This is a genomic window from Paenibacillus sp. S28, assembly GCF_016624415.1.
GTDB classification, from domain to species: Bacteria; Bacillota; Bacilli; order Paenibacillales; family Paenibacillaceae; genus Paenibacillus_AQ; species Paenibacillus_AQ favisporus.
In genome coordinates this window covers 71,667-93,587 of sequence record NZ_JACVTM010000014.1, presented here as the reverse complement: position 1 = coordinate 93,587, position 21,921 = coordinate 71,667, and the positions used below count along the sequence as shown (strand labels likewise).

21 protein-coding genes and 1 tRNA gene are annotated in these 21,921 nt (G+C 55.3%); 12 read left to right on the top strand and 10 right to left on the bottom strand.

Features of this window, described 5'->3' with window-relative positions:
• Positions 1-19 precede the first annotated feature (19 nt).
• Positions 20-1,864 (bottom strand): asparagine synthase (glutamine-hydrolyzing), encoded by a 1,845-nt coding sequence (gene asnB / locus IAE55_RS26265; RefSeq protein WP_145163132.1) that lies wholly within the window; start codon positions 1,862-1,864, stop codon positions 20-22.
• Between the two features lie 267 nt (positions 1,865-2,131).
• On the opposite strand from asnB, the gene IAE55_RS26260 reads away from it, so the two are divergent.
• A complete protein-coding gene (locus tag IAE55_RS26260) occupies positions 2,132-2,446 on the top strand; it encodes a hypothetical protein (RefSeq protein ID WP_076174234.1) in 315 nt (104 codons plus the stop codon).
• 37 nt (positions 2,447-2,483) lie between these two features.
• Positions 2,484-2,831, top strand: a complete 348-nt coding sequence (locus tag IAE55_RS26255) for a hypothetical protein (RefSeq protein ID WP_200634306.1) — start codon at positions 2,484-2,486, stop codon at positions 2,829-2,831.
• Positions 2,832-3,110: 279 nt separating this feature from the next.
• On the opposite strand, the gene IAE55_RS26250 is transcribed toward IAE55_RS26255, so the two are convergent.
• Positions 3,111-3,404 (bottom strand): DUF4870 domain-containing protein, encoded by a 294-nt coding sequence (locus tag IAE55_RS26250; RefSeq protein ID WP_076174239.1) that lies wholly within the window; start codon positions 3,402-3,404, stop codon positions 3,111-3,113.
• Between the two features lie 141 nt (positions 3,405-3,545).
• Between IAE55_RS26250 and IAE55_RS26245 the strand changes: the two genes are divergently transcribed.
• Both IAE55_RS26245 and IAE55_RS26240 read left to right on the top strand, forming a co-directional pair.
• Positions 3,546-3,619, top strand: a tRNA-Arg gene (locus tag IAE55_RS26245).
• A 73-nt stretch (positions 3,620-3,692) separates the two neighbouring features.
• A complete protein-coding gene (locus IAE55_RS26240) occupies positions 3,693-4,157 on the top strand; it encodes a hypothetical protein (protein WP_200634305.1) in 465 nt (154 codons plus the stop codon).
• A 167-nt stretch (positions 4,158-4,324) separates the two neighbouring features.
• On the opposite strand, the gene IAE55_RS26235 is transcribed toward IAE55_RS26240, so the two are convergent.
• Positions 4,325-5,317, bottom strand: coding sequence for an MraY family glycosyltransferase (locus IAE55_RS26235; RefSeq protein ID WP_116234197.1), 993 nt, complete (start codon positions 5,315-5,317; stop codon positions 4,325-4,327).
• A 191-nt stretch (positions 5,318-5,508) separates the two neighbouring features.
• On the opposite strand from IAE55_RS26235, the gene IAE55_RS26230 reads away from it, so the two are divergent.
• From IAE55_RS26230 to pstA, 4 genes are all read left to right on the top strand, one after another.
• Positions 5,509-6,960: a stalk domain-containing protein gene (locus tag IAE55_RS26230; RefSeq protein WP_200634304.1), complete on the top strand. Its 1,452-nt coding sequence runs from the start codon at positions 5,509-5,511 to the stop codon at positions 6,958-6,960.
• Positions 6,961-6,992: 32 nt separating this feature from the next.
• On the top strand, positions 6,993-7,847 hold the full coding sequence (locus IAE55_RS26225) for a phosphate ABC transporter substrate-binding protein (protein WP_116234199.1): 855 nt from the start codon (positions 6,993-6,995) through the stop codon (positions 7,845-7,847).
• Between the two features lie 98 nt (positions 7,848-7,945).
• On the top strand, positions 7,946-8,899 hold the full coding sequence (gene pstC, locus IAE55_RS26220) for a phosphate ABC transporter permease subunit PstC (protein WP_234489877.1): 954 nt from the start codon (positions 7,946-7,948) through the stop codon (positions 8,897-8,899).
• On the top strand, positions 8,896-9,777 hold the full coding sequence (gene pstA, locus IAE55_RS26215) for a phosphate ABC transporter permease PstA (RefSeq protein ID WP_089548403.1): 882 nt from the start codon (positions 8,896-8,898) through the stop codon (positions 9,775-9,777). Before pstC ends, pstA begins: the two co-directional genes overlap by 4 nt.
• Before the next feature lie 372 nt (positions 9,778-10,149).
• On the opposite strand, the gene IAE55_RS26210 is transcribed toward pstA, so the two are convergent.
• The 6 genes from IAE55_RS26210 to IAE55_RS26185 all read right to left on the bottom strand — a co-directional run bounded on the left by IAE55_RS26210 (position 10,150) and on the right by IAE55_RS26185 (position 16,196).
• A complete protein-coding gene (locus tag IAE55_RS26210; RefSeq protein ID WP_200634303.1) occupies positions 10,150-10,968 on the bottom strand; it encodes a sugar phosphate isomerase/epimerase family protein in 819 nt (272 codons plus the stop codon).
• Between the two features lie 31 nt (positions 10,969-10,999).
• Positions 11,000-11,983, bottom strand: a complete 984-nt coding sequence (locus IAE55_RS26205) for a Gfo/Idh/MocA family protein (RefSeq protein ID WP_145163124.1) — start codon at positions 11,981-11,983, stop codon at positions 11,000-11,002.
• On the bottom strand, positions 11,980-13,014 hold the full coding sequence (locus IAE55_RS26200) for a Gfo/Idh/MocA family protein (RefSeq protein ID WP_145163122.1): 1,035 nt from the start codon (positions 13,012-13,014) through the stop codon (positions 11,980-11,982). Before IAE55_RS26200 ends, IAE55_RS26205 begins: the two co-directional genes overlap by 4 nt.
• A gap of 61 nt (positions 13,015-13,075) precedes the next feature.
• Positions 13,076-13,909 (bottom strand): carbohydrate ABC transporter permease, encoded by an 834-nt coding sequence (locus tag IAE55_RS26195; protein WP_145163120.1) that lies wholly within the window; start codon positions 13,907-13,909, stop codon positions 13,076-13,078.
• Between the two features lie 24 nt (positions 13,910-13,933).
• Positions 13,934-14,881, bottom strand: coding sequence for a carbohydrate ABC transporter permease (locus IAE55_RS26190; RefSeq protein WP_145163118.1), 948 nt, complete (start codon positions 14,879-14,881; stop codon positions 13,934-13,936).
• Positions 14,882-14,936: 55 nt separating this feature from the next.
• Positions 14,937-16,196: an ABC transporter substrate-binding protein gene (locus tag IAE55_RS26185; protein ID WP_145163116.1), complete on the bottom strand. Its 1,260-nt coding sequence runs from the start codon at positions 16,194-16,196 to the stop codon at positions 14,937-14,939.
• A 424-nt stretch (positions 16,197-16,620) separates the two neighbouring features.
• Here IAE55_RS26185 and IAE55_RS26180 point away from each other — a divergent pair, with 424 nt between their 5' ends.
• The 4 genes from IAE55_RS26180 to IAE55_RS26165 all read left to right on the top strand — a co-directional run bounded on the left by IAE55_RS26180 (position 16,621) and on the right by IAE55_RS26165 (position 20,749).
• A complete protein-coding gene (locus IAE55_RS26180) occupies positions 16,621-17,823 on the top strand; it encodes an ROK family transcriptional regulator (protein WP_145163595.1) in 1,203 nt (400 codons plus the stop codon).
• A gap of 163 nt (positions 17,824-17,986) precedes the next feature.
• On the top strand, positions 17,987-18,658 hold the full coding sequence (locus IAE55_RS26175) for a phosphatase PAP2 family protein (RefSeq protein ID WP_105446142.1): 672 nt from the start codon (positions 17,987-17,989) through the stop codon (positions 18,656-18,658).
• Positions 18,659-18,825: 167 nt separating this feature from the next.
• Entirely contained in the window at positions 18,826-19,506 is a 681-nt protein-coding gene (locus tag IAE55_RS26170; protein ID WP_145163114.1) for a FadR/GntR family transcriptional regulator, read from the top strand.
• A 25-nt stretch (positions 19,507-19,531) separates the two neighbouring features.
• On the top strand, positions 19,532-20,749 hold the full coding sequence (locus IAE55_RS26165; protein ID WP_105446144.1) for a CynX/NimT family MFS transporter: 1,218 nt from the start codon (positions 19,532-19,534) through the stop codon (positions 20,747-20,749).
• 55 nt (positions 20,750-20,804) lie between these two features.
• Here the strand turns inward: IAE55_RS26165 and IAE55_RS26160 are convergent, their stop codons facing one another.
• Positions 20,805-21,887 (bottom strand): glycosyltransferase family 8 protein, encoded by a 1,083-nt coding sequence (locus IAE55_RS26160; protein ID WP_145163112.1) that lies wholly within the window; start codon positions 21,885-21,887, stop codon positions 20,805-20,807.
• Positions 21,888-21,921: the final 34 nt, after the last annotated feature.

Here is a 21,921-nt window from a genome sequence, read left to right as displayed (position 1 = left end):
TTTGCATGTTCATTTTACATTAACGAATGGCCACGTTGTAGGTTTTCAACCAGTTGTTGACCTGGGCCAGGTAAGCAAACAGCTGCGGCCCCGACATCAGCTGGCCGAACCATGGCAGATTCGAGGACGCCTCAGGGGAAGCGGCGATCTCGAGAATTTTGTTCTTGTCGATCAGCGGCAGGATCGGGGCAGACGGATCGTCCAGAATGTCGAGCATCTGCTGCTTGACGGCGGCAAGGAAGTCCGGATTGTGGGTTTTCGGATACGGGCTCTTCTTGCGGTAGAGCACGTCGTCCGGCAGCACGCCTTCCAGTGCCTTGCGTAGAATGCCTTTTTCCCGACCGCCGGTCATTTTGATTTCCCAAGGGATATTCCATACGTACTGGACCAGCCGGTGATCACAATAAGGCACGCGTACTTCGAGACCGACGCCCATGCTCATGCGGTCCTTGCGGTCCAGCAGCGTCGGCATGAAACGGGTGATGTTCAGGTAGGACATGACCCGCATTTTGGCCTGCTGGCCGGTCTCGCCGCGCAGCTTGGGAACTTCCCGTACCGCATCGGCGTAACGATCGCCCAGGTAATCCAGCGGACGGATCCATTCGCGGATTTCGGGAGACAGCAGGCTGGCCCTCATGTCGGGTGCGACCGACCAAGGGAACGTGCCGGAATTCAGCATTTCCTCGCGGTGAAACCAGGGATAGCCGCCGAAAATTTCGTCGGCCGCTTCGCCGGAGACGGCTACCGTCGCCCCTTTTTTGATCTCACGGCAAAATAAGTAGAGCGAGCCGTCCACGTCCGCCATGCCGGGCAGGTCCCGGGTCAGGGTGGAGGCGTTCAGCGATTCCACGAGCTCGGGGGTATCAAATTCGATGTAATGGTGCTGTGTCCCGAGTTCCTCCACCATCCGCTGGATAAACGGAGCGTCGGCTCCCGGCTGGAAGGCATGCGATTTGAAATGCTTATCATTGCCGACGTAATCGACGGAGTAGGTGTGGACCTGCCCTTGGTTGGTCCGGTTATAATACTGAACGGCAAGGGCCGTCAGGGCGCTGGAATCCAGCCCTCCGGACAGCAGCGTGCAGACCGGAACGTCCGAAACGAGCTGCCGCTCCAGCGTATCCTGCAGCAGTTCGCGCAGCTTGGCCGCCGTTTCCTCCACGCTGTCTTCGTGGATGTGGCTGTCCAGACGCCAGTAGGCGTAACTGCGCAGCCCGTCGCGGCTGAAGATCATCGCGTGCCCTGCCCGCAGCTCCTTCATGTCTTTATAGACGCCCTGTCCCGGCGTCCGCGCCGGGCCGATAATGAACACTTCGGCCAGTCCTTCCGGGCCGACCACGGGCTCCATCTTGGGATGCTGCAGCAGCGCTTTGGGTTCGGAGCCGAATATTAAAGTGCCGTCGATGTAGGCGTAAAACAGGGGCTTGACGCCCAGGCGGTCCCGAGCCATAAACACCTGCTCCCGGACGCTGTCCCAGATGGCAAAGGCAAAAATGCCGTTGAACCGGTCCACGCAGGCCGGCCCCCATTCGATGTATGAAACCAAAAGAACTTCCGTATCGCAATGGGTCCGGAAGTGATGTCCTCTTTTGACCAATTCGCTCCGCAGCTCGGCCGCGTTATATAGCTCCCCGTTATAACAAATCGCATACACATCATCATCATCATGAACGATCATGGGCTGTGCGCCGTTTTCGGGGTCAATGACGCTCAGACGGCGGTGGCCGAAGGCGCATGGATTGGAGATCCATGTTCCCGAAGCGTCCGGTCCGCGATCCGACATCGTTTCTGTCATTTTGACAAGGATCTGCGAATCCTGGGTTAAGTCGCCGCTCCATTGTATAAAACCGGTTATTCCGCACATGATGGGTCATCCTCTCTTTGTCGTTTGTCCACTCGCTGTCCTTTCTGTTTGCCAAAGTGATACAGTTATATGCCGAATCGGGGCATAAAATGTCTGTCCTTTAACGAAAACTATAGGAAAGGCAGTGTAAGAAAAACGTGTCTGTCGACGTACTTCTACAGCAGGCAGGCCGCATTTAGCGGATGTTTTTCTTGCGATCATGGAATGGTTCAGCTTCGCTGAAAACTTATAAATTTCTATGATCTTTACAAAGGAGAGTAATGTGACATGGATAAGCAGCATTTTTATGTATCGGTACACGGCAGAAGCGTTCTTGCCGAACAGGGCGCCGCTCCTTATGAGCTGGTAATGTACTGCACGGTGGGACAGGCCAGGGAAGTGCAGCAGATGATGGAGGATATGCAGGAGCATGCCGAAGACTCCTTCCTGGCCTATACGTTTCCATGGCCGGATACGCCGGAGGATGATGTCAATTCGCAGTACACGGAGAGCCTGAACAAGCTGTACCGGAAAATATACGAATACGGCACGGCAGAAACGCGCCAGCATCTGACGGAGAACAAAATGCTGGGGTATACTTGATTTCTGAATTCCGGCTGACCAGGGAGAGGAGGAAAGCATGTATTATATTAAGGATGCCAAGGTGCGGCGGATGACGGAGCTGGACGGGGCCCGCTGCGCCGAAATCGGTGTGCTGCCGGGAGCGGTCGACGACCCTGCGCTTTTGGCTTATGTGGCCGAGCCGTCGCCGGGCTGCTACGACTTGATCCGGCTGATCCGCAACGATGCCGACACAGATCTCGACTGGTACGACAACAGCATGCATCAGGCGTATACCGATGTGACGATGCAGGCGTTCGAAGGCAGCTTTTTTCTGACGGCCGAGGAGGAGCGGGATCTGTTCCTGCGCGACCTGATCTCTTTTGGGAACGTAGAGGAGGACCTGCGGAGCAGGTTCGCAAAGTAAACGCAGCCATAATTTAAGAAACATAGCCGGCAGACTCCCGCCCCATACTATGGTTTAGGGGAGGTGAGCTAAATGGCGGACTTCACGAACAAAAAAGGCAAGAGAAGCAAGTACGCCCGACAAAACGCTTTTGCGGGTGGAGTGACGAGCAGAAATTCGAGAAATTTGGCTGTGCCCCATAACCCAAGACGTTTTGGCAACCAGTAACCTCCTTGAACCATGAACAAACCTCCGGGCGTTCCCCGGAGGTTTGTTCAGCTATTCTTAGCTGTTCACGCTTTACGCATATTCGCGAAGCACCTGAATGCCTTTAACGATGTTGTAGACGAACGTGCCGAAGTAAATAACGCAGAACAGCAGGATATATCCCAGGATCGAGCCGGCATGGTGGGCTGCCAAAGTAAAAAACAGCAGCGGTACGGCCGCAATGAACGGCAGCAGATGCGAGAGCAGCGCACGCTTGGCATGCCTGGCGACGTATTCGTCCCGGACAGCGATCCATACGATCACCGGCAGGATAAACGGGGCGAAAAATATGCTGAAGTAGGAAAGTGAAGATAACAACTGTCGCATGGGAAATGCTCCTTTACAACGTATTTTGTTAAGTTATTACCCATAGTATTTCCCGCCAATCGGCTTTCTCATTTTCCTCTTGAAAAATTGGCTAAATGCGGTATAATAAATAACGCATTCGCTTTTTTTATTACATAGCAAGTCCCAGTAGCTCAGCTGGATAGAGCAACGGCCTTCTAAGCCGTCGGTCGGGGGTTCGAATCCCTCCTGGGACGTACAAGGAAAGCCCTCACTCGAGGGCTTTTTCTTTAGATATAAGCAAGTAGAGCGAGAAGGGAGAGAGACCGGATGAATCAGGATATTAAAGTATCGCAGTGGACCGCGCTGCTGATCGAGCAGGCGAAGCGGGCCGGACTGTCTGCGGCCGCCATCGCTGAGGCTGTCCATAACAAGGACACTGAGCCGTTTATCCAGGCTGGGCTCGAGGGCGAGCGTTATACCAACCTGTTCGGCTACTCGGAGGAACACGGGGAGCCGCTGGCCCAGGCGGCAACGGAAGGCTACCGCATGACGTTTAACACGCGGAACGGGCTGAAAAACTGGCTGGTGCAGCGTTTTGGCCTGGATGAGGAAAAGGACTTTGAGGTTGGCGAGGGCGTGATTCACGGGCTGCGGCTCACCTTGGAACAGCTTGCTGCATTGCAAAAAGCACTGGCCGTAAATTGGGTGATTGCCGGATCGCGCGACCTTCCGGGCGGCATGGTGGAGCTGGATTTGTCCATTCGTGCCCTTCAATCCGCTTCTCAAGCCTAATTCGATCTAAATAGGCGTATGTCGGTTAGCTATAATAAAAGGGGCTGTCCCATGCTGTCGTGTCATGCACGACGGTGGGCAGCCCCTTTGTCATTTCGTTTCAATCGCTCCCATCGAACGATTCCTGCTTACTTCCTTGTTAACCACGCCTAGCCGGAAGGTCCACGCTAACTGATCAACATCAGGATAATCGAGGACAATGACAGGCAGGCACTGAGCAAATAGATGAACACGACCGCCTGTTTCGGGCTCAGCCCCCAGGACAGCAGCCGATAATGGAGCTGGCTTCGGTCGGCCTTGTATACCGGCTTGCCGTCCCGATACCGTTTGATTACAACGTAAATGTTATCGAAGATCGGCACACCAAGCGCCAGCACGGGAACGAGAATGGAAATGACGGTCACCTGTTTAAAGGCTCCGTCCAGGGCGATGATGCCGAGCATGAACCCGATAAACGTCGCGCCTGCATCCCCCATGTAAATTTTGGCGGGCGGCTTGTTGTATCTCAGGTAACCGAGCGTCACCCCGACCAGCAGCACTGCCATGATCGCGGAATGGGACTGGCCTTTGGCAATAGCAACGATAAACAGCGTAAAGGCCGAAATGGCGGCCACGCCTCCGGACAGCCCGTCCAGACCGTCCATAAAATTAATGACCGTCGTGACGCCGAAGATCCACAGAATCGTCAGAATAAACTGCAGCCACTCCGGAAACACGACCATATGGCCGGCGAACGGAACGGTGATCCCTTCGAATGAGATCCCTGAATAGTAGACGATCACTGCAGCGCCTACCTGCACGAGCGTTTTGGGCAGAGCGGCAAAATCCTTGCCTTTCGTCTTGTACCAGTCATCGATCATGCCGATGCCGAGGATGAGCAGCGAGCCGGCCACAATGCCGGCCATTTCCTTGTCCCAGTGTCCGGTGAGAACGATGTAGGGAACCATGAAGCCGAGAAAGATGGCGATGCTTGCCAGATGCGGTACGGGTTCCTTATGTATTTTGCGAGTGGTGGGCCGGTCGACGAAATCAACCCGGATCGCGAGCTTCCTTAAAGGAGGGATCAAAGCCAAAACGATAACAAGCGACACAATAAATCCAATTACATACACAATGGTCAGGCCTCCAATACTTAGCTTTGCAATTTGCTGTCGTTTCATTTAAAGTCTCTGGTTGGTTTTCGGATACAGTTAAATGTAGCATTTGTATTTTTAACTAGAATAATCGCTATTTTTGCAAAATACAACGATAAAATATTTAATATTTCCATAACATTCCAATCAACCGCTTTTTACAATTCTAGTAGAAAATAGGTCTATAGCACTTATGCTAATAGAAGAAGGGTGAGCCGATGTTGAAGAAAAATAAAATGTTTCAGGTACTGATGGCCTCTGCAGTTGTAACTTCCGTACTGGCCGGAGGAACGGCAGAAGCCGCTTCCACTGCAAAATCATCATCTGCGGGTCAGGCTGCAAAGATGACGTCGCCAAAACTGAAAGCGGCCAAGGTGGAACTCAGCGTGAACGGCGCGAGCGTCTCCGTCAATGCGGTCCAGCTAAACCAGGCGTACCTGGTAGCCGTGTCAGACATCGTCAAGGCTTTCGGGGCAAGCGCAAGCGCCGCCAAAGGGATCGTCACGATAAAGGATGCGACCGGTTCACGCGTCGTTCAGCTGCAGGCAGGAGCAAAGTCCTATAAGGTGAATGGAGAGGCCGCAGCCTTTACGAACGCTCCCGTGCTTCAAGATGGCAAAACCTACGTAGAGCTTCAATCGCTCGTGGAAGCACTGGGCGGGGAATGGATCGTGGGCAGCGGGCAGACGCAGCAGGTATTGACGGTTCAAAAACCGGAAGGAAGCTATTCTTCTGTACGCTGGAACGCCCAAGGGCAAATCATTGCCAGCCGTGACGACGGGGAGTCCGCCCAAATCGTTAAACTGGACCCCACAAGCTATGGCAGCACGGTGATCTCGACGGACGAATATGCTGCGGAATTGGCGGTGTCCCCGAACGGGCAGTGGGGAGCTTATACCGATAACGCCGGCCAGCTCTACCTGATGAACCTTGCCAGCGGGCTCTCGCAAAAACTCGGCTCCGACACTTCCGTCAAGACAGATTTGACCTGGTCGGCGGATAACAGCCGGATTTATTTCATCCAGGGCGACAAGCAGGAAAAAATATCTTACATGATTGTAGCCGACGGCAAGGTGACCGAAGTGCTGGCCGACAAAGTGGAGAACAAATCCGATGTGAGCCTGTCCGCGGACGGCAAACGATTGGTCTATATCGTTAATGTGACCGGCGTGGCCAGCAGCGATAAGGACAGCACGGAAGAATCGCTCAGCATCGACTATTCGGGCGCGGGCCAGCAGCTGTATTCCCTGGACCTCACGAATAAAGAAGCTAAACCGGTTCAGCTAACAACGGGTAAAGACAATAAATTGTATCCTGTCGCACTGGATGGCGGCAAAGCGGCGTATTTGAGCGCCGACCCGGATAGCGTCACTGCCAAGGACGTCATCAAGGTGATCGGCCCAGACAGCAGCGTTCAGGACCTGGCGAGCATCATCGATGTGACGGTTATCGCGGCCGGGCCATCGGGAACGCTTGTTGCAGCGGGCATCGCTGCCGACGGCAGCACGAAAGTGCTGAAGATCGACAGCGGCGGCCAGGCGCAGCTTTACAGCACGTCCGGAACCGTCAGCGAGCTGGCAGTGTCTGCGGACGGCAGCCGGATCGCGCTGATCGAAGACGGCAGGATTGTAGTCATAACAGGCGGAAAGACCATTCAGCTTACCAAATAAAAGCGGTTCTTAACCGAAAAGGAGAATAAACGATGAAACTGTTCAAAAAATTAACGCTGGCTGCCGTCACTTCCCTGGTAGCGGTAACCACCCTGGTCGGCTCCGCTAGCGCCGCCTCCGGCATCTCCGGCAAAATTACGATTAACGGGTCCACTGCGCTGCTTCCGCTCACGCTTCAGGCAGCCAAGGAATTTCAGAAAATCAATCCGAAAGTCAGAATCTCCGCTTCCGGCAAAGGCTCGGTAACCGGACCGCAGGCTGTGAAGAAGGGCATTGCCGACATCGGGGCGTGCGACTGGGACGCCAGCATGGACGTACCGGGCTTCAAGGCTTTTGAAGGCCAGGTAGCCAACAAGGTGGCCGTCATTCCTTTTGCGACAGTCACCAACAAAAACGTGAAGGTGAACAACCTGACCACCGAACAGCTGAAAGGGATTTTCTCCGGCAAAATCACCAACTGGAAAGAAGTCGGCGGTGATGATGCGGACATCGTCGTCATCACGCGCGCCTTTGGCTCGGGCACCCGCGTCAACTATCAGGCCAAAGCGCTGGCTGGCGGCGACATCGTCAAAAAGGCCAAAAACTACAAGGAAGTCGGCTCCAGCGGTGACATGAAAACCGCCGTAGCCACAACGCCGAACGCCATCGGATACATCGACCTGGTGTACGTAAACAGCGACATCAAGGCGCTGAGCTATAACGGCGTGCAGCCGACAACGGACAATGTCATCAACGGCAGCTACAAAATTTGGGCATACGGATATTACATGACCAAAGGCCAGCCGACCGGCGCTACCAAAGCGTTTATCGAGTATGTTCAAAGCGCGAAATTCCAGCAGGGTTCCCTGAAAAAACTGAAATTCATTCCGATTTCCGCCATGCGTTAAGGCAAGTGGATTGAGCCAATCCAAGCCAAGCCATATTCATGATCGCGGCCAGCCTCAAATACCGATGGGGCTGGCCGCTTTATAGGAGGAGAGCCAGTTTGAGCACCCCCGTGCAGCAGTACGTGCCCGAGGAACGTCAGGTGCAGACCCCGCCCGCGAAGCGTCGCAGGTTCAGCCGCAGCGCCAGGGTCCGTTTCACCAACCGCATGTTTACGTATTATTTCTGGTTCAGCATATTGGCGCTGTGCCTGGTGCTGGGCCTGGTGATCTTTTTTATCGGCAAAACCGCGCTTCTGACCTTCCGCGACATCTCTTTTGCGGATTTCTTCCTTTCCTTTAACTGGACCCCGGAGGAGGAGCACTACGGTGCAGCCGGGTTTATCATCAACACCCTGTCCCTGACGGCGCTTACGCTTGCGCTGGCCGTGCCGGTATCCGTCGGGATGGCGGTGCTGATCGCCGAAATCGCGCCCGGCTGGCTGAAAAACGCCATGCGGCCGATTCTGGACCTGCTGGTCGGGGTTCCTTCGATCGTCTACGGATACCTCGGCCTGACGGTGCTGATTCCGTTTTTGCGCCGGCTGAGCGGGGAGAATCTGGGCGACGGGCTGCTGGCGGCGGCGCTCGTGCTCGCCCTGATGGTGCTGCCGACGATATGCCGGATCAGCGACGACGCGATTTCCGCCGTGCCGAAAAAATACCGTGAAGCTGCGTATGCCATGGGCTCCACGCGCTTGCAGGTCATGATGCGGGTCGTCATTCCCGCCGCCGGCAGAGGCATCATTGCGGCGGTGATTATGGGGATGACCCGGGCGATCGGGGAGACGATGGCGGTGGTGATGGTCATCGGCAACACGGCGCAGCTCGCCAAGTCCCTGTTTACGCCGGCTTCGGTGCTGACCAGCAACATCGTGATGCAGATTTCCAACGTGGAGTTTGACTCCACCTGGAATTACGCGCTGCACATGATGGCCTTCCTGCTGCTCATCATCTCGTTTGTCCTGATTTTGTTCATCCGTTATTTGGGACGCAAAGGGAGGGAGCAGGCATGAGCGAATGGACGCGCACCCGCAAAATGCAAAGATCGCTTGTGTACGACCGGCTGGCAACGTACGGGTTCTACGGGCTCGGCATCCTGGTTCTGCTGCTGATCTTCTGGCTGCTGCTGACCATCCTGGGCAAAGGGCTACCCGGGCTGAGCCTCGAGTTTTTGATGAAGCTGCCCGAGGACATGGACCCCGGCGGCGGTATCGGGCCGGTGCTGTTCAACTCGTTTTATATTTTGATTCTGTCGCTGCTCATTTCCGTTCCGATTGGGGTCGGAGCAGGGATCTACATGGCGGAGTACGCCCCGCCGAATAAATTTACAGAGGTGCTGCGGATCTGCGTCGAGAGCCTCTCCTCCGTTCCGTCGATCGTATTCGGAATGCTGGGCTTGGCCATTTTTGCCGAGTATTTTCAAATTGGCTTGACCATTCTCGGTGGAGCGGTTTCCTTGGCCTTCCTCAACCTGCCGATGCTGGCCCGGGTGACGGAGGAAGCGGTGCGCGCGGTGCAAAATGACGTAAAGAACGCATCCTATGCCCTCGGGATGACCAAATTCCAATGCATCCGGACCGTCGTTATCCCGATGGCCATGCAGGGAATTGTGACGGGCATCTGCCTCGTGGCGGGCCGGGCCTTCGGAGAATCGGCCGTCATCCTGCTGACCGCTGGGCTCAGCACCTCCGGGGAGATGTGGGACTTTAATCTGTTCTCACCGGGTGAGACGCTGGCTGTACACCTCTGGTACGTGCAATCGGAAGCGATCGTGGAGGATGCCCGCCAAATCGCCGACAAGTCGGCCGCGGTGCTGGTCATCGTCGTCCTCCTGATGAACCTGCTGTTCCGCATTCCGCTGTGGATCAGCAACCGGCGCCTGAAGAAATAGGGTCTTCTAGAGGTTGTTCAAAAAGTCCTCTTTTGATCACGAAGTAAATCGGGAAGCTGATTCGGCATCGAATCTTGAATTCAGCCGGGTCTTCCGGTGCTCACGTACCCACTACGTACGCTTTGCTCCTCAGCCCCTAGCTTCATCCAATCTTCTCGGTGCTGAAAACCGACCTTTTTGAACATGCATTTATATGTATCATACCGAAATAAGCTTTGATCTAGGAAAAAAGGGCTGTCTTCCGGCACAATGACTCTGCCGGCGAGACAGCCCTTTAAGGTTGACTGAATTTTTCAGCTTATTCAGCGAAGCAGAACGCTTGAGATGACTGCAAGCCAATACCATTGGCTGAAGTGGCCAGCATGTTTGCCCTCAACGGCCCGTAATGATATCCAGCTGTGCGGAAGTATCATATACCATCTGGTAAGGGTCGGCGCTGTACGGAGTGAGCTCGGCCGTGACGGTATCCGTGTAGCCGATCTCGTTCAACGCCCGCCGCACTTCGTTCCAGTTGACGCTGCCCGACAGCAGCGGGACGAAGCCGTTCGGTCCGGCTGCCGGATTAAAGTCCTTCACGTGGACTTTGCGGATCCGCTCGCCCAGCGTCCGGATCCAATGCTCGGGATAGCCGAAGAGAAGGACGTTTCCGATATCAAAATAGGCTCCGACCCAGGGCGAATCGAGCTCGTCGATATACCGGGCCATCTCCATCGGGGAGAGCAGAAATTTGTTCCAGACGTTTTCGATGCCGATATGAACGCCGTGCTGTTCGGCCAGCGGAATGAGTTCCCGCAGTTCTCCCTGGCTGCGGCTATAACATTCCTCATAGGTGACGGAAGGCGTCACCGCTCCGGGAACGACCAGCACGGTGTCCATCCCGAGCAGGGATGCAAGCTCCAGCTGCCGGGTGACGATCTCCCGTCCGCCGGCGCGGACATCCGGATCCGCCGCGGACAGGGGGGATTTCCACAGCATGCCGGTCGAAAGGCTGCGCAGCTGAATGTTGTGACGGGAAGCCAGAGCCAGTACGGCCTCCGCCTCCTGTGCAGTGGTGTCCATGGTCAGCCCGGTTCCGCCGGACGGATACAGGTTCAGCTCGACGGCATCGTAACCTGCCTGCTCCGCATGAAGAAAAATCATCTCGAGCGGGGTTCCCTCCGGAAATCCCCATTGATTTATCGACTTCAGCATCGCTTCATACACCCCTTTGTCAGGTTTAGGTTCAGAGCTCTGCAGGCGAAACGGCGGCCAATCGCTCCGCCGAGCGGTATGCAGCCAGGGCCACTTCGAGCGCCTTGAGCCCGTCGACGCCCGTCACGTTCGCCTCGGTCTTGCCTTCCGCGATTGAAGTTACAAAATCCCGGACCAGGCCGAAGTCCATATCGTCGCCCCAGAAATGGTGCCGGTAGCCGCGCTCCTCGCTGAATACGTTCAGCTTCTGTCCGAAGGCGTCGATCGTCAGGGTGCCGGCCGTCCCGACGATTTCCAGCGTCACGTCGCCCCAGGTCGGGAAGGAAGGATTCCTGGACCAGCTGCAGTCCAGCGTGGCAAACACGCCGTTGTCAAATTCGATGGACAGAATTCCGCAGTCATCGATGGGGGCGGCGGACATGAGCTGCCCGATTTCCGCGTACACCTCTTTTACCTCCGCGCCGGTGAACCAGCGCATAATATCGGCGACATGAACGGTGTGGTCAATGACCGCTCCGCCGCCGGACAGGGCGGGGTCGACGAACCATCCGCCCGGATTTTGCCCGCGGTTGGTCCCCTTCATAGCGAGAATCCGGCCGAGCTTGCCTTCGTCGATCATTTGCTTGGCCCGGATGACGGACCGGTTGTACCGGACCGGAAAGGCCGTCTGCAGCATGACGCCGGCGGCTTTGCAGGCCTCGATCATGTCACGGGCCTCCGCGGCATTGGTCGATATGGGCTTTTCGCACAGCACATGAACCCCCGCCTTAGCGGCCGCAAGGACATGCTCCTTATGGTTTGCGTTCTCCGACGTAACGACGATCCCGCTGAGGCCTTGCGACAGAAGCTCGGCATAATCGCCGTAATAGCTGGTGCCAAGGATGCCGGCGAACTTTTGACCCCGCTGCTCATCGGGATCGTAAATGCCGGCGAGCTCCACTCCTTCCAATTGGATCAGTGCTTTCGCATAACTGTAAGCGTGCATATGGGCAAAACTGGCGATGCCGATTTTCATGAGCCGATCACTCCTTTGCTGCTCGGGTCGGCTGCACCGGTTCCGAGATGAACTGGCCGCCCGGTCTCCATCGATTTCAGTGCCGAGAGCGCAATCCGGAGCGCCTCATAGGCGTCTTCCGCGGTTACGATCGGCTCTTCATCCTGCTCGATGCAATTCAGGAAATGGCGAAGCTCCTGGAAATACGGGTTTTCCTCGACCGGGCTTTCCGGGACGGGTACGCCGCCGCCTCCGCCTGCATGACCGCCGCGCTGAAAAGACAGCAGCGGCTGATCCCGGGCGCTGTCATAGCCGATGATCCCCTGCGTGCCGGCCATCTCGAGGTTCATGGAGAAGCCTTCATGCGACCAGGTTCCCTCGACGTGGGCGATGGCGCCGCTTTGAAAGCGGAGGGTCACGAGCGAATAGTCCAGCTGGGCGTGAACTCTCCCATGGAGCCCCTTGGCATACACACGTTCCACTTCGCCGAAGCACCAGCGAAGAAAATCGAAATCGTGGATCATGGCGTCCAGCGTAATGCCGCCGCTGGCCCCGAAATCGCTGTACCAATGCTGCCAGCCGATCGGATACCCTCCACCGCGGCCCGCGCGGATGACGGCCGGCTTGCCGATGACGCCATCATCCAGCAGCTGCTTGGCATGCGCATATTCGTGGAAGAAGCGGAGAACATGCCCGACGAACAGCCGGACACCATGCGAACGGCAGTGGTCGATCATTTCCCTGGCGTCGGCCAGACTGCGCGCCAGCGGTTTCTCGCAGATGACGTGCTTGCCGTCGTCGGCCGCTTGAAGAACAAACTTCTTGTGGAGCGGCGTCGGCAGGCAAACATCGACGACATCGACGCAGTCAAGCGCTTCCATCGCCTCCGCGTAGGAAGTGAACGAAGAGGTGCCGCATGCCTCGGCCACCCGCGCCCCCTTGCCGGCGTCGGTGTCGACGATACCGGCCAAGTGCGCATACGGCATATCGGCATAGGCTGCGGCATGGGTGCTCCCCATCGCCCCTGCGCCTATAACGAGTACGTGAATCATAACGGTTTTCAGCTCCTTTTATGATGGACCGGTTACACTTGTAAAAGGTCTATTCGTTTCCTTATCCTTTGATGCCATTCATAGCGATTCCTTCTATAAAATAGCGCTGAAGGAAAATGAACAGGATGATGATCGGCAGCGTAGCCATCACGGCACCCGCCATCAGCAGCGGATAATCGGTCGAATGCTGCCCCTGGAAGGAAGAGATGCCGATCGATAGCACGCGCATATCCTCCGAGCTGGTCATGATGAGCGGCCACAGCAGGTCGTTCCATGCCGCAAGAATCGTAAAGATAGCCAAAGAGACGAGAGCGGACTTCGACAGCGGCAGGTAGATGTTCCAATAAATCCGGAAATAGCTGCAGCCGTCGATTTTGGCCGCCTCCTCCAGATCCTTCGGCAGCGTCATGAAGAATTGCCTTAGCAAAAAGGTGCCGAATGCGCTGAAGATGCCGGGGATAATCAGGACATAGAAGGTATCCAGCCAGTTCAGCTGCCGCATGATGACAAAGCTCGGGATCATGACGACCTGGGACGGCACCATGAGCACGGCCAGCAGGGCGAGAAAAATGACGTTTTTCCCCGGGAATTTCAGGCAGGCAAAGGAGTATGCGGCCAGGGAACACAGCAGCAGCTGTCCGGCCGTGCGGCCTAGCGTCACCAGAATCGTATTGAGGTAGTAAGTGCCGAAGTCGATGGTGGTCAGCACCTTGGCGTAATTTTCAAAATGCCATTCCGACGGCAGCAGCGTAGGGGGCACCTTCATGGAATCCGCAAAGGACTTTAACGATGTGGACAGCATCCAGACAAAAGGGGTCACCATCAGGACGGCTCCCGCGATCAGCAGAATATGAACGGCCAGCCGTCTTCCGCGGTCGGAAGTTCGGGTTATCATGACAGCCTCTCCTCCTCATGAAGGTTATTGATAATGAACCCAGCGTTTTTGGAAATACATCTGAAACGCGGTGATGATCAGGATGACGATAAACAGGATGAACGCCTCCGCCGAAGCGTAGCCCATGTTGAAGTACTTGAAGCCGTCCTCCCAAATGCTGTACACGACGGTGCGCGTGGAATCGAGCAGGGAGGTCTGCTGCCCCATCATGATGAAGACGAGGTCGAATACCTGGAAAGAGTTGATAAAGGACATGACGAGCACGAAAAACAAGCTCGGCGTCAGCAGCGGCAGCGTTATCCGGAAAAAGCGGTAGACCGTGCCGGCGCCGTCCAGCGAGGCGGCTTCGTAATAGCTCGACGGAATTCCCTGCAGCCCTGACAGCAGGATGACGGCGTTGTAACCGACGCTGGTCCAGACGCTGACAATGACGATCGACATGAGCGCAAACTTTTCGTCGAACAGCCAGTTCGGCTGGGGCAGATGCATCGCTCCGAGCACGTAATTGATGAGGCCGAACTCGGAGTTATACAGCCATTTCCACACCATGCCGACCGCGATCGGCATGGTGATGACCGGGATGAAATAGAACGTGCGGTACACGACCATCCCTTTGATATGCTGATTGAGCAGCACGGCGAGCAGCGTGGCAAAGACGATGGACAGCGGGACGGTCGCAACGGTGTAGAGCAGCGTATTCAGCAGGGAACGCGTAAACTTCTCGTCCTGCATCAGCTGGATAAAATTGTCGATCCCGTTGAACGCCGGAGCGGACATGCCGTCCCAGTTCGTAAAGGACAGAATCAGGGAAGCGGCGGAAGGCACCATATAAAAGAGGGCCAGACCCAGTGCGACGGGGAGGATAAATACGTACCCCCAGACCGCCTCCTGGATGGCCAGCTTGGAAGTTTTCCGCTTCCGGGCTGCAGGCAGGTTCGGGTCTTTCGACTTGACGGCCAGCGGCGTATTCACCGGCAGCACCATCCTTTCTCTCGAAGTTAAGTGGATACAAGCATAGACTCTTCTACTAATCCTTCTTCTCTTCCGCGAGAATCTCGTTCATTTTATCGGCTATCGTTTTCAGCGCTTCCTCAAACGACTTTTTCCCGAGGTAGGCGTCCTGAAGCTCCTTGGTCTCCACGTCCTGCCACTCGGCCGTCCGCTCGGACACCGGATACGGCACGGCAAAGTCCAGACTATCCACGAATACCTTCAGGTCAAGGGAAGGGATCGACTTCAGCCAGCCTTCCTCCGTTCCTTTATAAGCGGGAATGCTGAAGCCCGATTCGGCCAGGTACTGCTCGCCTTCTTTGCCGGAAAGCACCTGGATCAGGTCCCATGCTTCCTGCTGATGCTTCGTTTTTTCGTTCATCGCCCAGCTCAGGCCGTGAACGATCGTCGCTTTTTGTTTGCCTGCCGGCAGCGGGGCAACCCCCAGCTTGTCTCCCAGCAATTTGTACAGCTCGGGCGCGCTGACGGAAATGGCGGGGAACATGGCGGCTTTGCCGGAGCCGAACAGCTGGAGCGGCTTGGTCTCAAGCTGCTGCTGGGCGTTCGGGGAATAGCCTTGGTCCATCAGCTTTTTCTCCCATTGAAAAGCGGACAGCGCCTCGGGCGAATCGAAGCCGGATTTCGTTTTATCTTCGGAGATGATGTAACCGCCGGCCTGGTGGATCAAATCGTAATATCCGGACTGGCTGTCAATCAAAGCGGTGTAGCCGTACACGCCGTTCTGCTTGTCCGTCAGCTTGGCGGCATTCTGCTCGATCGTATCCCAGGTCCAGCTGCCGTCCGGGTAAGACACGCCGGCTTTGTCGAAAAGTTCTTTATTGTAGTAGAGTCCAACCGCATCGAGGAAATAAGGAAGTCCGTAAAGATGATCGTTGTAGGTGTACAGATTGACGAGGGCGTTGGTGTAAACGGAGGTATCGAGCTTGCTTTCATCAATAAGCGGCTGCAGATCCTTGATCCAGCCTTTGGAGGCATAAGCGTAGAAGTTGGGGCCGTTCATCCAGAACACGTCGGGCCCGCTGTTGCCGGCGAGACTTGTTTTCAATTTGGTCCAATAGTCGGCCCAAGGGGTGTAAGTTACTTTGACTTCCACGTCGGGGTGTTTTTTCTTGTACAGCTCAATCGATTTGTTGACGGTGTCCTTCACGTTCTCATCCCATAGAGCCACGTTGATTACTTTTTTGCCGCCGGCTTCTCCGGAAGAGCCGCCGCAGCCCGTCATTACAGCAGTGAACAGAAACAGGAACACGAGGATGATCGACATTTTTCTAGCCATTCCAATAACCTCCTCTAAATATGGTTCTTGCACTCATTCTTGATCTGCCGCAGTTCCAATGATGTACGAATTTTCCCTCCTTATCTTGCGAAAATCCATCGCCATACTTATTCCAATAATCAAAATAAGTAGATGCCAGCCGACCATTCGATGTAAGGTATCAGGAAAAGAATGGCATCTATTTGCGTAAGATTATATATTTGGTGATTGTTATTTTCAATAGTTTGATAAATATTTGCATAAAAACTTTTGGAAGGCAGGAAAACGGCGTTTTCAAGTGGAAAGTATCGGTTTCCGCATATTTTGGTCATTGGAATATGTTACATGGAATGGAGCATTGGGAACTATATTTTACTGTAAATATGGAATAAGATGGAATATATTGATGCATTTTGCCGAAGAAAGGGGAAGATGGTTGAAAACGATGAGAAAAGGCGATTGGAAACTGATTCAGGAGCTGAACCGGTCGATCATTTTAAATAAAATCCGCCTGGACGGCCCGATCTCCCGGATCGAGCTGGCCAAAGGAAACCGGATTAGCCCCTCCACCGTAGCTGCGGCGGTTCAGGAGCTGATCCGGGAAGGCTATGTGACTGAAATCGGCAGAGGAGAGTCCAGCGGCGGGCGTAAGCCCATTTTGCTGCGATTTGCGCCGGATAACCATTTTTTGTTTGCCGCATCGATTTCAAACACAGTCATCGAGGTTGCCCAATTAAACCTGGAGGCGAACATCCTGCGCAAAGAATCCGCCCCTGTCGGAACGCGTCAGGGAGAAGGCGTCATCGAGCTGATGCTCGGCATGATCGATCGCTTCGTCACCGAAACCGGCAGCCTGGACGCTTGCATCGGCATAGCCGTCACGACACCGGGCGTGGTTAATGTTGAGCAGGGGGTTGTCTACTATAATTCCAAGCTCCGCCTGAATGACGTTCCGGTCAAGCAACTCGTGGAAAGCCGCTATGGGATTAAAACCTGGGTCGAGAACGATACCAACTCGCTCGTGCTTGCGGAACGGCGGTTCGGGAGCTACAGCTCTTTTGCTAATCTGATCTATATTATGGTCGGCAATGGGATTGGGGCGGGCATCCTTGTCAACGACATGATCCTCCGGGGAAAGCTGGGAGGAGCGGGCGAATTCGGCCATACGAGCGTCAACCGGAGCGGAATCCGCTGCGAATGCGGAAACGTCGGCTGCCTGGAGAACTCGGTAAGCTGGCCTGCGGTGCACTCCCGAATGATGGCGGCGATGGCCTCGGGCCGGCAGACGCTTATCCACGATCTGACAGGCGGCGACTTCAGCCGGATCGAGCCTGAGGTGTATAAAGAGGCACTGTCCAGAGAGGATCGGCTGGCTATGGACATCACCGAGGAGATCGCCGAGCATCTGGGTGCAGGCATCGTCAACCTGGTGAACCTGTTTAATCCGGGAGCGATCGTGTTAGGCGGGAACGTGGCTCAGGACAATCCTATCCTGCTTCATAAGGTTGAGGAGCATATTTCAAGGTATGCCATGCGTATTTTGAAGGACGATCTGGTTGTTGGGCAGTCTTCGCTTGGGGATGACGGCAAATTAATCGGTGCGGCTGCTGTCGTGCTGCAGGATCTGTTTCAGTTTTCGTTAACATAGCCGTCATCCTTCGGTGAGGAGACTGTGAGGAAATGAACAAGAAACTGGAAAAGGCTTCATACATAAATATGGTTGATGGAAACCGGTTCTAGCAGTACAATAAGGCAGCGGTTCTCGAAGGAATCCCTTAACATCTTTTGCAACCGGCAGAGAAAGGTTTGATATGGTGACGAAGGTAAATGCAATGATGCAGAGGCTGCGTCCTCTCGCCCCATTAGTACTGATGCTCGTTTTTCCCGTTCTGGGGTCGATTTACCAGCTGGTGAACCACCCGAATGACCGCGTGTATTCCCTTGTCACGCAAGCGGATCTGGCTATTCCATTTATAAAATATTTTGCGCTCCCTTACGGCGTATGGATCTTCTATATCTATGCCTGCCTGGTCTACCTTTTCTTTAAGGACCGGAATTTGTATTACCGTGGTATTATACTGTACACGTTATGCGCAATGACATGCTACGGCATTTATCTTGTGTTTCAAACGACGGTGCCAAGGCCGGTCGTGACCGGCAGCGATCCGTTCAGTGAGCTTGTCCGATTTATTTATAAACGGGATCAGCCCTACAACTGTTTTCCGAGCATTCACTGCTTCTCGAGTTACATGGTTATGCGACTCTTTCTGACAAGTAAGGCCCGGAGCCGCGTGATCATGATTCTCGTCAGCACAATGTCGATTCTCATCATTGCCTCGACACAGTTCGTGAAACAGCATGTTCTCTGGGACGCCGTTTCGGCGATCGCGATGGTGGAAATCTACCACTTCGTGATCTATGTCCTGCCCGGGGCACTCCGCGGCCGGGAGAAAGTACGGCACCAGAAGGAACTTCAAGCTTAAGGCAGCATGCTCTAACAGAGCCGGCTGCACCAGATCGGCAGTCTTCCGAGTGAAGGCTGCCGTTGCTGCGTTTCAGGGTCTCTTATGGCACGTAAACGAAAAAATTGTGCAGGAAACCGAAGTTCATGCTACAATGAACCAAACATCCTATGTTTGGAGGTATTCGAATGAATTTGCAGCGTCCAACGCGTTCAACGCTTGTCGAGCAGGTCGCATCCCAGCTGGAGAAGCTGATTGAAGAAGGGCAATGGCCTGTTGGGGAACGCATTCCTCCGGAACCGGAGCTGGTGGAGAAGCTGGGCGTCAGCCGAAACACGATCCGTGAAGCGATCCGTGCCCTGATTCATGCGGGACTGCTCCGGACACGGCAGGGGGACGGGACGTACGTTGTCGCGTCGAGCAGCCTCGGTCCCGTCCTTCAGCGGCGGATGGAGCGCTCCAAGCTGAGCGAGACGCTGGAGGTTCGCGCTGCGCTGGAGCAGGAAGCCGCCCGGCTCGCTGCCCAGCGAAGCACGGCGGATGATATCAAGCAGATCCGGCTTACGCTTGCGGCCTGCAGCGCCGCAGAACAGTCCGGAGATATGGAAGCTTATATCATTGCCGATTTGGCCTTTCACAAGCAGGTGATCGCCGCTGCGCATAACCGGCTGCTCAGCGAATTGTATGACAGCATTAGTGAATCCGTGACGAGTTCCCTCTCGCTGGGCAGCTTGCGCTGGGATCTGGTGCTTGTGCACTGCCGGCTCAATGAGCGTCTGCTTGAAGCCATCATCCGCCGGGACGCGGCGGTGGCGGGCGAAATTGTCCGGTCGTATATCCAGGCATCCCAAGATGCCTTGCTTGATTAGTCTGAAGGAGGAAATACAGAACATCATGAATAAAACATACGAAATGTCTACGCAGCCGGCGGAGAATCCCCAGGTTTCCACAGGGATGAAGGCGCTGCTGCTGGTTCTTGGAATTATCCTGATCGCGACGACGCTGCGGGCGCCTATCACTTCGGTGGGTCCGCTCGTTGAAACGATCCGGATCGATACGGGAATGTCGCATACCCTTGCGGGGCTGCTGACGACGTTCCCGCTGCTGGCCTTTGCCATCGTCTCCCCGATTGCTCCGAAGTTGGCCCGGAGATGGGGCATGGAGAAGACGCTGTTTAGCGGAGTGGCCGCTGTAACGCTGGGCATTGTCCTGCGGTTCGTTCCTTCGGTCGCCGCTTTATTTGCCGGCACGATTCTGCTCGGCCTCGGCATCGCGGTCAGCAATGTGCTGCTGCCAAGCCTGATTAAGCGGGATTTTCCGCTGCGGGTGGGTGTCATGACGGGAATCTATTCCGTTTCGATGAACATCTTTGCGGCTATCGCCTCCGGCGTCAGCCTTCCGGTGTCGAATCATCTCGCTTCCGGGTGGCGGGGATCCCTGCTCATCTGGGGAATCCTGTCGTTGATCGCGCTCATCGTCTGGCTGCCGCAGCTCCGGTACCGGCATCGGACCGGCGAGGTGCGGATTTCATCGAAAAGCAGCATCTGGCGCTCGAAACTGGCGTGGCAGGTCACGATTGTTATGGGTTTGCAATCCTTCGTATTTTACTCGGTCGTGTCCTGGCTACCTGAAATTTTGACCGATCGGGGCATGAGCGGTTCGACGGCAGGCTGGATGCTGTCGCTGATGCAATTTTTCAGCGTGCCGGTCACGTTCTTCGTGCCGATTCTGGCGGGACGCTTTAAGAATCAGCGCGGACTGGTCGTCGGGACGTTCCTCTGCTTTGTTCTGGGCTTTGTGCTACTGCTTAGCGGATGGAACGCGATCGTTCCGGTCGCGGTCGTATTGGTCGGAATCGGCACCGGTGCGGCCTTCGGCCTCGTAACGATGTTCTTCATGCTCCGCACCCGCCGGACCGAACAGGCTGCGGAATTGTCCGGTATGGCCCAGTCGGTCGGGTACCTGCTGGCCGCTGTAGGCCCTCTGCTGATTGGACTTGTCCATGACCTGAGCGGCAGCTGGACGACCGCGACCTCGGTCCTGCTGATCGTGGCCATCGTCTATATGCTGGCCGGATGGGGCGCCGGAAACAACATTTACATTGAAGAATAAAGCACAACCTCCGCCGGAAGGGCGGAGGTTGTTTGCATTTTTCTTGAGACGACCGTTACAAATAGATGCCGCTGCTGAAGCCCTGAATGTACATGGCATGCTTTCTGCGGGAGCTGCGGCGCATCTTAAGGATGCGGGACTTGCTGCCGCTGCCGGTTGCAGATTTGTGCCGGGAGTACCTGGAGTGTCTGGAGGCTTTTCTCCGCTTCCTCATGACGACCCTTTCACTCTGTTCCCTTTCGCTCCGGTGGTGGGAGGATGGTTTTCTAGGCGAGTGTTTGCGGGTTTTGCGTTTCATAAGCAGATGCCGGGCTTTTCTGTCCGCGCTTCTTTTGATGGGCGCCGGGAGTATCGGCTCCTTGCTCCATGGCGTTAATCTCAGATTATCCTGATAGAGGGCATATCCTGGGGAAAGCGGGTCCCAGCACTTCATATCACCGGCAAAGTGAACGATTTTTTGCTGGAGGTCCATTTCGGCACCCGGGACGTAAAACCAGTTGAACCGTTGATCCAGCAGCAGGCAGTTTCCCCCGAATACGTGGTTCAGGCAGTCCTGGTCCGGCATCGAGGTGCCGGGAAAGGCGCGGAAAAAGTTCAGTATTTCTTCAAACCACGTCACGTGCTGCCGAATGGCATTGAGGTCAAATACAAGGACCCCGGAGTTAAAATAGGTTTCGGGGTTTAAACCCTGGACGGCCACGACTTCTGCTATGCCGTGGATGCCTTGGTCGTGGATAGCCCCAAGGTAGCCGCCGTTCAGGTCGATCTCCCACAGCTCGGTGATGTCCATATTGACCATCACGTCGCAGTCGAGATAGATTACCCGTTCAGCAGGTACCACGGCTGGCAGCAGCAGCCGATAAAGACTGCCCCACGTCCATCGGTCGATGGAGCCGGTTCCCGAGAGAACGTTCATCATCTCCACCGGCAGGGTCACAGGATAGAAGTGGATCGGATGCTTGAAATCCGCCGCCAGCTGGGCGAGCTTGTTCCTGTTTTCTTCCAGGAGCGAATCGTCATGGAGGATGTGAACCTGAAGCTCGGAGGAAGTATTACGGAACACCGAAGCCAACGCGGCGGCAGCGTGCTCGGAATAGGTTCCGTCCTTATCCGTAAAAGCTAAAGCCAATTCAATCATTTGCGGGGACACCTCTCTTTAGAATTGGTTTTCC

Coding starts and splice junctions, on each gene's coding strand:
- asnB (WP_145163132.1), bottom strand. CDS start 1,864: ATGTGCGGAATAACCGGTTTTATACAATGGAGCGGCGACTTAACCCAG.
- IAE55_RS26260 (WP_076174234.1), top strand. CDS start 2,132: ATGGATAAGCAGCATTTTTATGTATCGGTACACGGCAGAAGCGTTCTT.
- IAE55_RS26255 (WP_200634306.1), top strand. CDS start 2,484: ATGTATTATATTAAGGATGCCAAGGTGCGGCGGATGACGGAGCTGGAC.
- IAE55_RS26250 (WP_076174239.1), bottom strand. CDS start 3,404: ATGCGACAGTTGTTATCTTCACTTTCCTACTTCAGCATATTTTTCGCC.
- IAE55_RS26240 (WP_200634305.1), top strand. CDS start 3,693: ATGAATCAGGATATTAAAGTATCGCAGTGGACCGCGCTGCTGATCGAG.
- IAE55_RS26235 (WP_116234197.1), bottom strand. CDS start 5,317: ATGAAACGACAGCAAATTGCAAAGCTAAGTATTGGAGGCCTGACCATT.
- IAE55_RS26230 (WP_200634304.1), top strand. CDS start 5,509: ATGTTGAAGAAAAATAAAATGTTTCAGGTACTGATGGCCTCTGCAGTT.
- IAE55_RS26225 (WP_116234199.1), top strand. CDS start 6,993: ATGAAACTGTTCAAAAAATTAACGCTGGCTGCCGTCACTTCCCTGGTA.
- pstA (WP_089548403.1), top strand. CDS start 8,896: ATGAGCGAATGGACGCGCACCCGCAAAATGCAAAGATCGCTTGTGTAC.
- IAE55_RS26210 (WP_200634303.1), bottom strand. CDS start 10,968: ATGCTGAAGTCGATAAATCAATGGGGATTTCCGGAGGGAACCCCGCTC.
- IAE55_RS26205 (WP_145163124.1), bottom strand. CDS start 11,983: ATGAAAATCGGCATCGCCAGTTTTGCCCATATGCACGCTTACAGTTAT.
- IAE55_RS26200 (WP_145163122.1), bottom strand. CDS start 13,014: ATGATTCACGTACTCGTTATAGGCGCAGGGGCGATGGGGAGCACCCAT.
- IAE55_RS26195 (WP_145163120.1), bottom strand. CDS start 13,909: ATGATAACCCGAACTTCCGACCGCGGAAGACGGCTGGCCGTTCATATT.
- IAE55_RS26185 (WP_145163116.1), bottom strand. CDS start 16,196: ATGGCTAGAAAAATGTCGATCATCCTCGTGTTCCTGTTTCTGTTCACT.
- IAE55_RS26180 (WP_145163595.1), top strand. CDS start 16,621: ATGAGAAAAGGCGATTGGAAACTGATTCAGGAGCTGAACCGGTCGATC.
- IAE55_RS26175 (WP_105446142.1), top strand. CDS start 17,987: ATGGTGACGAAGGTAAATGCAATGATGCAGAGGCTGCGTCCTCTCGCC.
- IAE55_RS26170 (WP_145163114.1), top strand. CDS start 18,826: ATGAATTTGCAGCGTCCAACGCGTTCAACGCTTGTCGAGCAGGTCGCA.
- IAE55_RS26165 (WP_105446144.1), top strand. CDS start 19,532: ATGAATAAAACATACGAAATGTCTACGCAGCCGGCGGAGAATCCCCAG.
- IAE55_RS26160 (WP_145163112.1), bottom strand. CDS start 21,887: ATGATTGAATTGGCTTTAGCTTTTACGGATAAGGACGGAACCTATTCC.